This window comes from Micromonospora jinlongensis (assembly GCF_013410645.1).
GTDB lineage: Bacteria > Actinomycetota > Actinomycetes > Mycobacteriales > Micromonosporaceae > Micromonospora > Micromonospora zamorensis.
The window spans coordinates 6,705,332-6,718,170 of the sequence record NZ_JACCHK010000001.1 but is presented as its reverse complement, the minus strand read 5'-3'; the positions used below and the strand labels follow the sequence as shown (position 1 = coordinate 6,718,170).

Annotated in this window: 12 protein-coding genes and 1 pseudogene; 4 read left to right on the top strand and 9 right to left on the bottom strand. The window is 72.6% G+C overall.

The annotated features are described in order from the left end of the window. Positions 1–201 precede the first annotated feature (201 nt). The gene (locus tag HNR22_RS30275; RefSeq protein WP_179783250.1) at positions 202–1,740 is read right to left on the bottom strand and encodes a replication-associated recombination protein A; all 1,539 of its coding nucleotides are present in this window, start codon (positions 1,738–1,740) and stop codon (positions 202–204) included. Positions 1,741–1,814: 74 nt separating this feature from the next. Beyond that, positions 1,815–2,036: a hypothetical protein gene (locus tag HNR22_RS30270; protein ID WP_053658556.1), complete on the bottom strand. Its 222-nt coding sequence runs from the start codon at positions 2,034–2,036 to the stop codon at positions 1,815–1,817. Positions 2,037–2,176: 140 nt separating this feature from the next. On the opposite strand from HNR22_RS30270, the gene HNR22_RS30265 reads away from it, so the two are divergent. Next, positions 2,177–2,917: a GNAT family N-acetyltransferase gene (locus HNR22_RS30265; RefSeq protein ID WP_179783249.1), complete on the top strand. Its 741-nt coding sequence runs from the start codon at positions 2,177–2,179 to the stop codon at positions 2,915–2,917. A gap of 41 nt (positions 2,918–2,958) precedes the next feature. Here the strand turns inward: HNR22_RS30265 and HNR22_RS30260 are convergent, their stop codons facing one another. The 4 genes and pseudogenes from HNR22_RS30260 to aspS all read right to left on the bottom strand — a co-directional run bounded on the left by HNR22_RS30260 (position 2,959) and on the right by aspS (position 7,629). Beyond that, positions 2,959–4,242: an MFS transporter gene (locus HNR22_RS30260; RefSeq protein WP_179783248.1), complete on the bottom strand. Its 1,284-nt coding sequence runs from the start codon at positions 4,240–4,242 to the stop codon at positions 2,959–2,961. Continuing rightward, complete coding sequence (locus tag HNR22_RS30255) at positions 4,239–4,847, bottom strand: ArsR/SmtB family transcription factor (RefSeq protein ID WP_179783247.1); 609 nt, start codon at positions 4,845–4,847, stop codon at positions 4,239–4,241. The genes HNR22_RS30260 and HNR22_RS30255 overlap by 4 nt, the downstream gene beginning before the upstream one ends. 66 nt (positions 4,848–4,913) lie before the next feature. Then, a pseudogene (locus HNR22_RS30250) lies at positions 4,914–5,725 on the bottom strand (sugar nucleotide-binding protein). A gap of 98 nt (positions 5,726–5,823) precedes the next feature. Next, on the bottom strand, positions 5,824–7,629 hold the full coding sequence (gene aspS, locus HNR22_RS30245) for an aspartate--tRNA ligase (RefSeq protein ID WP_179783245.1): 1,806 nt from the start codon (positions 7,627–7,629) through the stop codon (positions 5,824–5,826). Between the two features lie 139 nt (positions 7,630–7,768). On the opposite strand from aspS, the gene HNR22_RS30240 reads away from it, so the two are divergent. Further along, positions 7,769–8,503, top strand: coding sequence for a DUF998 domain-containing protein (locus HNR22_RS30240; protein WP_179783244.1), 735 nt, complete (start codon positions 7,769–7,771; stop codon positions 8,501–8,503). Between the two features lie 71 nt (positions 8,504–8,574). Continuing rightward, positions 8,575–9,219, top strand: coding sequence for a DUF998 domain-containing protein (locus tag HNR22_RS30235; RefSeq protein ID WP_179783243.1), 645 nt, complete (start codon positions 8,575–8,577; stop codon positions 9,217–9,219). Between the two features lie 107 nt (positions 9,220–9,326). On the opposite strand, the gene HNR22_RS30230 is transcribed toward HNR22_RS30235, so the two are convergent. Beyond that, on the bottom strand, positions 9,327–10,373 hold the full coding sequence (locus tag HNR22_RS30230) for a S1 family peptidase (RefSeq protein WP_179783242.1): 1,047 nt from the start codon (positions 10,371–10,373) through the stop codon (positions 9,327–9,329). A 289-nt stretch (positions 10,374–10,662) separates the two neighbouring features. Beyond that, complete coding sequence (locus tag HNR22_RS30225; protein ID WP_179783241.1) at positions 10,663–11,139, bottom strand: winged helix-turn-helix transcriptional regulator; 477 nt, start codon at positions 11,137–11,139, stop codon at positions 10,663–10,665. Positions 11,140–11,194: 55 nt separating this feature from the next. On the opposite strand from HNR22_RS30225, the gene HNR22_RS30220 reads away from it, so the two are divergent. Beyond that, the gene (locus tag HNR22_RS30220) at positions 11,195–11,701 is read left to right on the top strand and encodes a PaaI family thioesterase (RefSeq protein ID WP_179783240.1); all 507 of its coding nucleotides are present in this window, start codon (positions 11,195–11,197) and stop codon (positions 11,699–11,701) included. Positions 11,702–11,864: 163 nt separating this feature from the next. Here HNR22_RS30220 and HNR22_RS30215 read toward each other — a convergent pair whose 3' ends face one another. Then, a complete protein-coding gene (locus tag HNR22_RS30215) occupies positions 11,865–12,806 on the bottom strand; it encodes an acyl-ACP desaturase (protein WP_179783239.1) in 942 nt (313 codons plus the stop codon). Positions 12,807–12,839: the final 33 nt, after the last annotated feature.

Here is a 12,839-nt window from a genome sequence, read left to right as displayed (position 1 = left end):
CCGCCGGGGCGCCGTCCGGGCCCAGCTCGGTGCGTTGCTGCTTGGCAGAGCGCAGGTCGTCGATCCAGCCGAACTCCTCGCCGGCGACCGGCTCCTCGGGCTCGGGCTCGGCCGCCCGCCCCCGACCCCAGCGACGCGTCTTGGCGCGGGGATCGCGCCGCTCGTCCGGGCCCTCGTCCGGGCGGTCCCCACCACGCGATTTCACTGTTGACCCTCTCCTGCGGCGTCAGTGCCGCTGTCCTGCATCGTGCCGAGTGCGCCCGTGCCGGTCGCCGGGCGACCGGTCTCGCCAGGTAGCGCCGACGCGGCCTGTGCCGTTACAGGTGGCTCGGCTGTCGGAGTGTCCGGACGGGCGGTCGGGGCCGGCAGACCCCGCACGATCCGGCGCAGCAGCGGCAGCCGGGTGGCCACCGACCGTTCGGCGCCGTGCGGGCTGGGCTGGTAGTAGTCGGTGCCCACCAGGTCGTCCGGGACGTACTGCTGGGTGACCACACCGCGCTGGTCGTCGTGCGGGTAGCGGTAGCCGGTGCCGTGGCCCAGCCCCCGGGCACCGGCGTAGTGCGCGTCGCGCAGCCCTCGCGGCACCGGACCGCCACGACCGGCCCGCACGTCGGCGATCGCGGCGCCGATGGCGGTGGTGGCGGAGTTCGACTTGGGCGCCGTCGCGAGGTGGATCACCGCTTGGGCCAGGTTGAGCTGGGCTTCGGGCAGCCCGACGTACTCGACGGCGTGGGCGGCGGCGGTGGCCACGCTCAGGGCCCCGGGGTCGGCCATGCCCACGTCCTCGCTGGCGAAGATGACCAGGCGGCGGGCGATGAACCGGGCGTCCTCGCCGGCGACCAGCATGCGGGCCAGCCAGTGCACCGCGGCGTCCACGTCCGAACCGCGCATGCTCTTGATGAACGCGCTGACCACGTCGTAGTGGGCGTCGCCGTCGCGGTCGTAGCGCACCGCCGCCACGTCGACGGCCTGCTCGGCGGTGGCGAGGTCGATCCGCCCGGCGCCGAGCGCCGTGGCGGAGGCCGCCGCCGCCTCCAGCGCGGTGAGTGCCTTGCGGACGTCACCGGCGGCCAGCCGGACCAGGTGGTCCTCGGCCTCCGGGGTCAGGGTCAGGGCGCCGTCCAGGCCGCGCTTGTCGGTGACCGCGCGGCGCAGCAGGCCCCGCACCGCCGCGTCGTCCAACGGTTGCAGGGTGAGCAGCACGCACCGCGACAGCAGCGGCGAGATGACCGAGAAGTACGGGTTTTCGGTGGTCGCCGCCAGCAACGTGACAGTGCGGTCCTCGACGGCGGCGAGCAGTGAATCCTGCTGGGTCTTGCTGAACCGGTGCACCTCGTCGATGAAGAGCACGGTCTGCGGGCCGCCCGAGCGGCGCTGGCGGCGGGCCGCCTCGATCACCGCCCGCACGTCCTTGACGCCGGCGGACAGCGCCGACATGGCGACGAATCGGCGGTCGGTCGCACCGGCCACCAGGTGCGCGATGGTGGTCTTGCCGCTTCCCGGCGGGCCCCAGAGGATCACCGACATCGGGGCGCCGCCGGAGACCAGCTGCCGTAGTGGGGCGCCGGGGGCGAGCAGGTGATCCTGACCGATCAGCTCGTCGAGGGTCACCGGGCGCATCCGGACGGGCAGGGGCGAGTCGTCGGCCACCGCGGTGAAGCCGTCGACACCGGCGGGGCCGTCGGGCGCGCTGCGCGACCCGGCGGGTTCACCGAGGGAGAAGAGGGCGTCGGACTCCATCACGAAGACAGTACCGGGCCGGGCCCACGACGCCGGAATCGCGCCGCGGGCCCGCCACCGGTGATCGGTTCCGGTCAGCCGCGACCGGGGCGACGGCCCCGGTACCAGCGGCCGCCGCCACCGCCGCCACCGCCACGCGGGCCGCTGCCCACGCCGGCCAGGTAGAGCGAGAGCAGGAGCAGCCCGATGAGCACGAGGGTGTTCCAGTTGAACAGGTCAGGTGCGCCGAAGTCGGTGTTCAGCAGGTCGAGCAGCAGGGCAAAGCCAAAGACGATGGCCGCGAGAATGGCGAGCATGTCGGTCCTCCGGTGGGGGTTCCCAGTAGGTCGGCGCGTGATGTACCCAATCGGTCCACTCGTCAATCTCCACGGTGGATCTGGTTGCCTAGCCGCTGCCCCACGCGGGCGTCGTACCGCTGGCTCCTAGGCTGATGAGCATGATCATCGACGACGAGGTGCTCCAGGACACCCGTGCCATCCTGGCCGCCGTCGGCCACCACCCGTTCGCCCGGCACGCGCTCGGACCGGGCACGCCGGCTCGCGGCTACCGGCGCGACGGCGCCGTGGTGTGGTTGGTGCCGGCCGAGAACGGGCCGGCCGGCTGCGCGATCGGCCCGGCCGGGGCGGCGATCGAGACCTGTGCCGCGCTGGCGGCCGACGGGCTGCTGCAACCGGGGCAGCGGCTGCACCTGCCCCGCCACGGTCGCGGTCTGCTGGCCGACCGGCTGACGGTGACCGAGCACCGCGACTGGGACTTCCACTGGACCGACACGGCGCCGCCCGCACAGGCCGACGAGCACCGGGTGGTGCGACTCGCCGAGGCGGACCGTCCCGCGCTGGAGGCGCTGATCGACGTGGCGTTCCCGAGCATCACCTCCCGGCCCGGCGACCCACGGGTGGTGGCCTGGTACGGCATCCGGGCCGGCGACCGGCTGGTGGCCTGCGGCGCGGACCGCAGTCAGAGCGACGTGGGCTTCCTCGCCGGCCTGACCGTGGCCCCGGACCAGCGGGGTCGGGGCCTGGGTGCCGCCCTGACCGCCGGCATGACCCGGGCGCTGCTGGCCCGCCACGACACCGTCGCGCTGGGCGTCTACACGGACAACGTCGGGGCCGCACGCCTCTACCGTCGGCTGGGCTTCACCAACACCCTCCCGCTCAGCTCGGTCCGCCTCGGGTGAGACGCGAGGTGCCCCCTGCCGTGACAGGGGGCACCTCGTCCTCACCTGTCGGCCGGTACGGGAACCGCCGTCGGCTCGGCCGCGGGTGCGCGGCGGCGCCCGGCCAGCCAGGCGGGCAGGTAGAGCGGGGCGGCGACGGCGAGCACCACCGCGCCGACCACCATCGCGGTGCCGACGCTGGTGGCGGCGGCCAGCGCGGTCAGCGCCACCCCGCCGAGAGCGCCGGCCGGCTGCGCCATCATCGAGTTGAGGGACAGCACGCTGGTCCGGTACGGGCCGTCGACCTGCCGGTGCAGCAGCCCACTGTGCAGCGGGTTGGACGCGCCGTGCACGGCGTAGCAGGCCAGGTAGGCCACGAGCACCCCGACCGGCCCGGCGAACAGCCCCATCCCGACCACCGTCACCCCCTGCAGGATGCGCAGCAGGGCCGCTCCCGGTGCGGCACCGAACCAGCGCAGCAGCAGCGGGGTCAGCGCCGCGCCGGCGGCCGAGGCGAGCCAGGCGGCCGAGTTGGCCGGCCCGAGCAGCGCGGCGGCGCGTTCCGAATCGCCGATCACCTCGGCGAGCCGCACCGGCAGCAGCGACTCGAAGGTGACCATGCCGAAGCCCCAGAACAGCTCCACCGCGACCAGGGCCAGCAGCACCCGGGAGCGGCGCAGCAGGCCGACCGCCTCGCCGATCATCCGGGGCGCCTGAACCACCGAGGCCCGCAGGGCCGCGAACCCGGTGGCCGGCCGCTGCTCAACCAGCAGCACGACCAGCGCCACGAGCGCCGCCGCCTGCGCGACGATGGCGACCAGCACGGGCACCGTGAGCGCCGTGACCGGCCCGATCGGACCGAGCGCGATGAGACCACCGCTGAGCAGCGCGCCCCCGGCGATGGCGCCGCCGATCACGGTGCCGGCGTAACCGAGGCCCTTCTCGTACTCGGCATCCGGGTCGGCGGCCAGTGTGGCGTCGACGTACCAGGACTCCAACGGGCCGCTGTCCAACGCCCGGTAGACGCCCTGCAGCGCCCAGACCACGAAGAACAGCACGAACGAGTCGGCCACCGCGAACAGCGCCAACGACACGAGGTTGATCGCTCCGGCGGCCAGCAGCACCGGCCGGCGGCCGAGGGCGTCGGCGAGCCCGCCGGTGGGCAACTCCAGCGCCAGCACCAGCAGGCCCTGCGCGGTGCCGACCAGGCCGATCTGCGGCAGCGACAGGCCACGCTCCTGCATCAGCAGGATCATGACCGGGATCATCAGGCCCGTGGGCAGCCAGCGCAGGCCGTAGAGCGTGAGGTAACGACGCCGGACCTGGCGTACGGTCAGCGCGCTCATGCCAGACCCTCGCGCAACGGGTAGGCGGCCATGAACACCTGCACCGGCTTGGCCTCCGGGTCCACGGCGTCGGCGGAGTCGGCCTCGCGGTGGTAGCGCTCCAGCAGCTGCCACATCTCCGTCTTGAGTTCCTCCAGCCGGGCGGGCGGGATGGTCATGAAGATGTCGCTCATGCCGAAGCCGTCCCGCCAGGCGGGCGACCATTCGTGCTGGGTGGCGAACCAGTGGTCGGCAGTCTCGACGAGCAGACGCACCTGGTCGCCCTGGATCCACTCGATCGCGGCCCGGGCGTCGGGGTCGTCGTCGAAGTCGCTCGGATCCCAGTTGGTGACGTCGTGCGCGGCCTGCCACCAGCGCTGCCGCCCGCCGCCCCGGTCGGGATCCTCGATGACCAGCCCGACCTCGGCGAGTTGGCGCAGGTGGTAACTGGTCGCGCCGGTGTTGGTGCCGAGCAGCTCCGCCAGGGTGGTGGCGGTGGCGGGGCCCTTCACCCGCAGGGCCCCGACCAGCCGCATCCGCAGCGGGTGCGCCAGCACCCGGACCTGCCGTTTGTCGATCCGTACCTCACGCGGCGCCGGCCGCGGGATCGCTTCGTCGTTCGCCATGACCGCACACTATCTCTGCACACTTCTTGTGCACAAGAGTTATGCACAAGAAGTGTGCAATGGCGATCAGGCTGCCAGGAGTTCGCGTACCCCCCGCAGTCGCGTACGCAGCAGACCGGCGGCGCGAGCGGAGTCGAGGCGTACGTCGAGGGGGCGGGACAGGCCGACGGCGGCCCCGGTGGTGGTCTTGAGCCCGGCCGCGTCGAGGCCGAATCGTTCGGCGACGAGCAGGCCCAGCTCGGCTCGGCTCACGGCGTCCGGGCCGGCCACGTTGAGCAGACCGGCGTACGAGGAGGCGACCAGTTCCAGTACGGCGTCCGCCAGGTCGGTGACGTCGATCGGGCAGCGCAGCTCGTCGCTGAACAGGACGGCCCGGCCGGCGAGCGCGTCCCGGCAGAGCTGGATCTGCTTGCTGCCCTCCCCAAGGATCAGCGAGGTACGCACCACTGCCGCGCCGGGGTCGATCGCCCGCACGGCGGTTTCGGCGGCGGCCTTCGCGGCGCCGTAGGCGTGCACCGGCGTGGGCGGGTCGTCGTCGGCGTACGGCGTGGGACGGCCGGCGTGCAGCGCGTCACTGGACACGTGCACCAGCCGGGCACCCGCCTCGGCGGCGGCGACCGCCACGTTCGCGGCCCCGTCGGCGGTGACCGCCCAGTCGTCGTACCGGTAGGGGGTCCCGACCACGGCGTCCGGCCGCACCTGGGCGACCAGCGCGCGCACGGCGGCCCGGTCGGTCACGTCCAGCCGGCGCTCCGCAACGCCCGGCACCCCAACCGAACCCGCGTGGTAAGTCCCGACAACGGACAACCCGGCGCGGGAACCCCGCCAACAAACGGCACGCCCCAGAAGCCCACTGCCCCGACAACAAGCACCCGCATCCCGGCCCACTCCCCCGTTGATCAAGAGGTTTGCGTCATCTCGCGGGGCGATGATGACGCAAACCTCTTGATCAACCAAGCATGGCGCGGGGGCGCGGTCAGACCGGGTCGGCTACCGGGGCTGCTCCGCCCGCGGTGCCGGTGTGGGCCGTTGCGGGCGGCTTGGGCTTGGCGTCGATGCCGGCCTCGGCGCGCTGCTGGGCGGTGATCGGGGTGGGAGCGCTGGTCAGCGGGTCGAAGCCACCCCGGGTCTTCGGGAAGGCGATGACCTCGCGGATGGAGTCGGCACCGGCGAGCAGCATGCACACCCGGTCCCAACCGAAGGCGATGCCGCCGTGCGGCGGGGCGCCGTACTTGAACGCCTCCAGCAGGAAGCCGAACTTGTCCTGCGCCTCCTCGGGGGTGATGCCGAGCAGGTCAAAGACGCGCTTCTGCACGTCACCCCGGTGGATACGGATCGACCCGCCGCCGATCTCGTTACCGTTGCAGACGATGTCGTACGCGTAGGCGAGGGCCCGGTCCGGAGCCTCCTCGAACCGGTCGACCCACTCCGAGTTCGGCGAGGTGAACGGGTGGTGCACGGCCGTCCAGCCGCCCTCGTCCGTACGCTCGAACATCGGTGCGTCGACCACCCAGCAGAACGCCCAGGCGCTCTCGTCGATCAGCCCGGTCCGCTTGGCGATCTCGACGCGGGCCGCGCCCAGCAGCTCCTGCGCCTCCCGGGTGGTGGCGCTGGCGGCGAAGAAGATCGCGTCGCCCGGCTTGGCGCCGACCGTGTCGGCGAGCCCGCCCAGGTGCTCGGCGGAGAGGTTCTTCGCCACCGGGCCACGCGCCTCGCCGGTCTCGGCGTCCAGCACCACGTACGCCAGGCCGCGCGCACCGCGCGCCTTGGCCCAGTCCTGCCAGCCGTCCAGCTCCTTGCGGCTCTGCGCCGCACCGCCCGGCATCACGACCGCGCCGACGTAGCCGCCCGCGTCGATCGCCCCGGCGAAGACCCGGAACTCGGTGCCACGCAGGTAGTCGGTCAGCTCGGTCAGCTCGACCCCGTAGCGCAGGTCCGGCTTGTCGGAGCCGTACCGGGCCATCGCGTCGTGCCAGGTGATCCGCGGGATCGGCTGGCTGATCTCGTGCCCGGCCAGGTCCTTCCAGAGCGCCGAGACGATCGCCTCGCCGAGGTCGATCACGTCGTCCTCGGTGACGAACGACATCTCGATGTCGAGCTGGGTGAACTCGGGCTGCCGGTCGGCGCGGAAGTCCTCGTCGCGGTAGCAGCGGGCGATCTGGTAGTACCGCTCCATGCCGCCGACCATCAGCAGCTGCTTGAACAGCTGCGGCGACTGCGGCAGCGCGTACCAGCTGCCGGGCTGAAGTCGCACCGGGACCAGGAAGTCGCGGGCGCCCTCGGGCGTCGAGCGGGTCAGGGTCGGCGTCTCGATCTCCAGGAAGTCCCGCTCGTGCAGCACGCCCCGGGCCAGGTGGCTGGCACGCGAGCGCAGCCGCAGCGCGTTCGCCGGGCCGCTGCGGCGCAGGTCCAGGTAGCGGTACCTGAGCCGGATGTCGTCGCCGGCCTCGATCTGGTCGTCCACCGGCAGCGGCAGCGGCGCCGCCTCGGAGAGCACCTCCAGGTCGGTGACGGTCACCTCGACCTCACCGGTGGGCAGCTCCGGGTTCTCGTTGCCGGCCGGTCGGCGGGTCACCTCACCGACGACCTTCACGCAGAACTCGTTGCGCAACGCGTGCGCATCTTCCTCACGGAACACCACCTGGACAACACCGGAACCGTCGCGCAGGTCGACGAAGATGACCCCGCCGTGGTCGCGCCGGCGGGCCACCCAGCCGGCGAGCGTCACCGTCGAGCCGGCGTCCGCGGCGCGCAGGCTTCCGGCATTGTGGGTACGGATCACGGCTGGCAACTCCTCATCGTGGAACAGTCCTCACCGGCATTCTGTCAGGGGTGGCCGCCCCGCCTCCGGGGCACCCGTCGGGTCGGCCACACTGGGCGAACCGAACTCAATCGGCCGTCTCGCCAGTTAACGTGGCGAAATGCGCGCCGTACCGAACTGGGCCGTCGCCACGGCGGCTGCCGCGCCCCTGCTACTGGTGGGTGGTTGGACGGTCGCGGAGGCGCGACAGCCCGCCGGTTACGACCCGGTCCGGGACACCATCAGTGAGTTGGCCGGGCAGGAGGCCGTCGACGCCTGGATCATGATCACCGCGCTGGTGCTGCTCGGGTGCTGCTATCTGGCCGTCGCCGCCATCCTGCACGCGGCCGGGTTGCCCAGCCGTTTCCTGCTCGCCGTCGGCGGGGTGGCGACCATCGCGCTGGTCGCGTTCCCCCGCCCCACGGTCGGTGGTTCGCTCAGCCACGGCATCGCGGCGACAGTGGCGGTGCTCGCCCTGGCGCTCTGGCCGGCCGGTTCGGCACTGTGGCTTCCGCGCGGGCACGACACCGAGCACCCGGGCAGGCCGGAGCCGCCCTGGGCGTTTCGCCGGGCGGTGGGGCTGAGCGCCACGGTGGTGCTGCTCGCGCTCTTCGGGTGGTGCGCGTACGAGGTGACCAGCGGGTCGCGCACCGGGCTGGCCGAGCGGGTGACGGCGGTGGCGGTCTCACTGTGGCCACTGCTGGCGATCCTCTCCGCCCGGCGGGCACACCTGGCCTGGGCCGTCGGCGGTGCGACAGCCATCGGCCCGACGTTGCCGACCGGCGGCGTCGTACCCCCGGATCCGCTCGGACCCACTCGCGGGCCCGCCCCTCGGCGGCCCGATCGGCTGCCGTAGGTCAGGTCCGGCGGCCGGATGCCAGGCCTCGGCCCCGGGCCTGGGGCCGGTCGCACCGCTACGCTCACCCGATGTCCGCCGTTCCCCGTTGGGCCCTGCTGTCGGCCGCTGGCGCACCGTTGTTTCTGATCGGGGGCTGGACGCTGGCGCAGGCCACCCAACCCGACGGGTTCGACCCGGTCCGGCAGACCATCAGCGCGCTCGCCGCCGCGGACGCGGACCACCGCTGGATCATGACGGTGGGGCTGGCCGGCCTGGGCATCTGTCACCTGGCAACCGCGCTCGGCCTGGTCGTGGCCGCACCGGCGGGTCGTGGGCTGCTCGCCCTGGGCGGCCTTGCCACACTGGTGCTGGTCGCGTTCCCGCAACACCCGGGAGGCGGCTCGACGACGCACGTCGTCGCCGCTGGCGTGGCGTTCGTGGCGTTGGCTGTCTGGCCCGCCCTGGCGGTGCCCCGCCGAGCAGCGCCGTCCCTCGACCGGGTTCGGCGCGATCCAACGGACGGCTCGGCACCGCGCGTCCGCTGGACAGCGCTCGCGGTGACGGCGGCGCTCCTCGGTCTGCTCGGCTGGTTCGCCGTCGAGTTCTTCACCGACGGCGCGCGGATCGGGTTGACGGAACGGCTGGTGGCGGCTGCCGAGGCGGTCGTACCGCTGGCCGTCGTGCTCGCCGCACTGGCCTCCGGGCGGCGGCCGGGACCGTCCGCGCAGCGCTGACCGCTCGTCGCTGCCTTTCCGGGGGTACGCCGAGCGCACCGTGGCGGGTAGCCAGGACAGCGAACGGGCCGCCGGAGGAATCCGGCGGCCCGCTGGCGGTGACTGGATCAGAAGACGCTGACGCCGTAACGGCTGAGCGCCTCGGTGACCGGCTGGAAGTAGGTCGTACCGCCGGTGCGGCAGTTGCCACTGCCGCCGGAGGTCATGCCCAGGGCGGTGCCACCGGCGAACAGCGAGCCGCCGCTGTCGCCCGGCTCGGCGCAGACGTTGGTGCGGATCAGGCCGGAGACCGAGCCCTCGGCGTAGTTCACCGTGGCGTTGGTCGCGTTCACCGAGCCGCTGCGCAGGCCGGTGGTGCTGCCGGAACGCTGCACCGACTGGCCGACCGACGCGTTGCCGGAGCCGGTGATGTCACGGAAGCTGCCGTTGTAGAGCGAGACGTTGCCGGCCGCGTTGGCCGAGTTGCTGTGCCGCACGATGCCGTAGTCGTTACCCGGGAAGCTGGTGCCGGTACGGGTGCCGAGCAGCGAGGTCTGGGCGGAGTTCGAGTACCAGCTGGCCGAGATGTTGGTGCAGTGCCCGGCCGTCACGAACGAGTAGGTGCTGCCACTGCGCACGTTGAAGCCGAGCGAGCAACGCCCGCCCCCGCCGGCGTAGATGGCCTGACCGCCGGAGATCCGGGTGCTCAGCACGCCGGCCTCGGCCTCGACCCGGACCGCGCCGTTGGCCCGCGCGGCGGCGGCCTTGACCCGCTCCAGCTTCGCACCGGTGACGGTGCTGTCCACGGAGACGACGACCTGGTTGGTGACCGGGTCACTCCACCAGGCGGTGCCCGGGATCTTGGCGGACCGCTCCAGGTCCGCGGTGGCCCGGTTGAGCTCGCCGGCACCACGGGTGACGTAGCGGACGACGGCGCCGGCCTTGCTCGCCTTGCTGGCGGCGGCGGCGTCGGTCACCGTGACGACGGACTTGCCGCTGGCGTCGATGTACGAGCCGGCGGAGCGGTCACCGAGGGCAGCGGAGAGCGCCGCGGCGGCATCGGGCGAGGCGGCGGGAGCGGCCTGGGCGGGTGCGCCGATGAGCGCGCCGACGACCAGGGATCCGGACACGGCGACGGTGGCCGCGACGCGGAACGAGGACCTCGTGGGTCGCATGTAACAAACCTCCTGGGCGGGGGGACGGGTCACGCCGGGGGGAACGGCTGACCCGAGGGCAACCCGGCCGATCTGCGAAAACCGGTCGAGTGAACTGAAGTATTCACATACTTAAGATCATTGACAAGGCTTGATTTCGCCCGGATTTGCCGATCTTGGTAGGCCGCAATGCCGCAACACCCCTGACACGCTGGTGAACAACCACCGTCACACCCACATCGTTTTTCGCGCGCACGATCGTCGATGCCTTCTCCGACGCAGGGTGCCGGGTGGGTGCGGGCGCCGCGCGTCAGGGCGTACGGCGGCGGGCACCGGGGCCCGGGCGCGGCAGCACGTCGCGCGACTGGTCCACGTCGTGCCCCTCGGCACAGCGCAGGTCCACACGAACCGGCGCGCCACAGTCACGGTGAGCGACGCTCAGCGGTGGACCCTCCGGGCCGGCGAGATACCGGTCGCCCCACCCGAGCACGGCGACCAGCACCGGCCACAGGTCCAGACCCTTCTCCGTCAGCCGGTACTCGTGGCGCAACCGGCTGCCAGGCTCGCGGTACGGCTCACGGCCCAGCACGCCCTGCTCGACCAGAGTGGCCAGCCGGTTGGTCAGCACCTGACGGGGGATGCCGGTGCGCACCCGCATGTCGTCGAAGCGGCGCACGCCGGTGAACACCTCGCGGAGCACCACCAGGGTCCACCGCTCACCGAGGATCTCCATCGCGCGGGCGATGGTGCAGTTGTCCACCGACCAGTCCAGTGCCGCGGGTCGCATCCGACCAGGCTAGGTCTCGTTGACAGACTCAGCAACCTGCTGCCAGGCTGCGTCCATGACGCAGACGCAGGAACCGGCGCGCAGCCGGACCTTCAGCTGGGCGGACCCGGCGGCCAACGCCGCCCAGGTCGGTCGACGCAGCGGCATCGACATGCTGCGGGCGATGATCGCCGGCGAGCTGGCCGCGCCGCCGGTGATGCACCTTCTCGACATGAGCCGGATGGAGGCCGACGAGGGCCGGGTCAGCGTCGAGTTGACCCCGCAGGAGTTCCACTACAACCCGCTCGGCACCGTCCACGGTGGCGTTCTCTCGACGCTGCTGGACACCGCCGCCGGGTGCGCCGTGCACACCACCCTGCCCGCTGGCGTCGGCTACACCTCGCTGGACCTGAACGTGAAGTTCCTCCGCCCGGTCACTGTCGACAGCGGCACGCTGCGCTGCGAGGGCACAGTGCTGCAACGTGGCCGGCGCACGGCCCTGGCCGAGGCCCGCATCACCGACGCGGACGCCCGCCTGATAGCCCACGCCACCAGCACCTGCCTGATCCTCCCCCTCCCCTAACCCCCAACCCCACCCCTCTTGGGTTGATCAAGAGATTTCCGTCAGGAAACGGGCTCACAGTGACCGAAAGCTCTTGATCAACCCGGGTGGGGCGGAGGCAGGGGGCAGGGGGCAGGGGGCGGGGGGCGGGGGCGGGGCGGGGCGGGGCGGGGCGGGTGGGGGTTTAGCGGAGGGCCAGGCGGGCGGCTCGGGCGTCGCGCTTTTCCTCGAAGCGGCTCGCGGCGCGCTCCAGGTTTTCCAGCTGGGTGGCGAGCTGCTCGCGGGCGGCTTCGCCGTCGGCGTTGAGGCCGGTCACGTTGAAGACGTCCCACTGGCGCAGCACCGGCTGCAGCACGTCGTCGCGGTGCTGACGCAGGTCGTAGATGCCGGCCAGGGCGATTGCCACCGACTTGCGGGCGAAACCGTCGATGCCGTTGCCCGGCATTTGGAAGTCGGCGACCACGTCGGCGACGGCCCGCATCGCCTGGCTCGGGGCCAGCTCGAACGCGGCGGCGAGCAGGTTGCGGTAGAAGACCATGTGCAGGTTCTCGTCGGCCGCCACCCGGGCCAGCAGCGCCTCGCAGGCCGGGTCGCCGGTGGCCTTGCCGGTGTTGCGGTGCGAGATTCGGGTGGCCAGCTCCTGGAACGAGACGTACGCCAGCGAGTGCAGCACCTCGTCGCCGTGGGCGTTGGTGTAGCCCTCCGACATGTGCGTCATCCGGGCCCGCTCCAACGCCACCGGGTCGACGGCCCGGGTGACGGTCAGGTAGTCGCGGATCGCGACGCCGTGCCGGCCCTCCTCGGCGGTCCACCGGTGCACCCAGGTGCCCCACGCGCCGTCACGGCCGAACAGGGTGGCGATCTCGTGGTGGTACGAGGGCAGGTTGTCCTCGGTCAGCAGGTTCACGATCAGCGCGGTGCGAGCCACGTCCGGGATGGTCGAGTCGGTCGGCGACCACGCCTCGCCGCCGAGCGGCCCGTCGAAGGTCCGCCCTTCGCTCCACGGCACATACTCGTGCGGGAACCACTCCTTGGCGAGCGTGAGGTGGCGGTCGAGGTTGCGTGCGACCACCGGCTCCAACTCGACGAGGAGAGCGGTCTGACTGAGTGTGGTGCTGACGGTCACAAGAAACTCCCTACGGTGGCGTAACTTACGCTA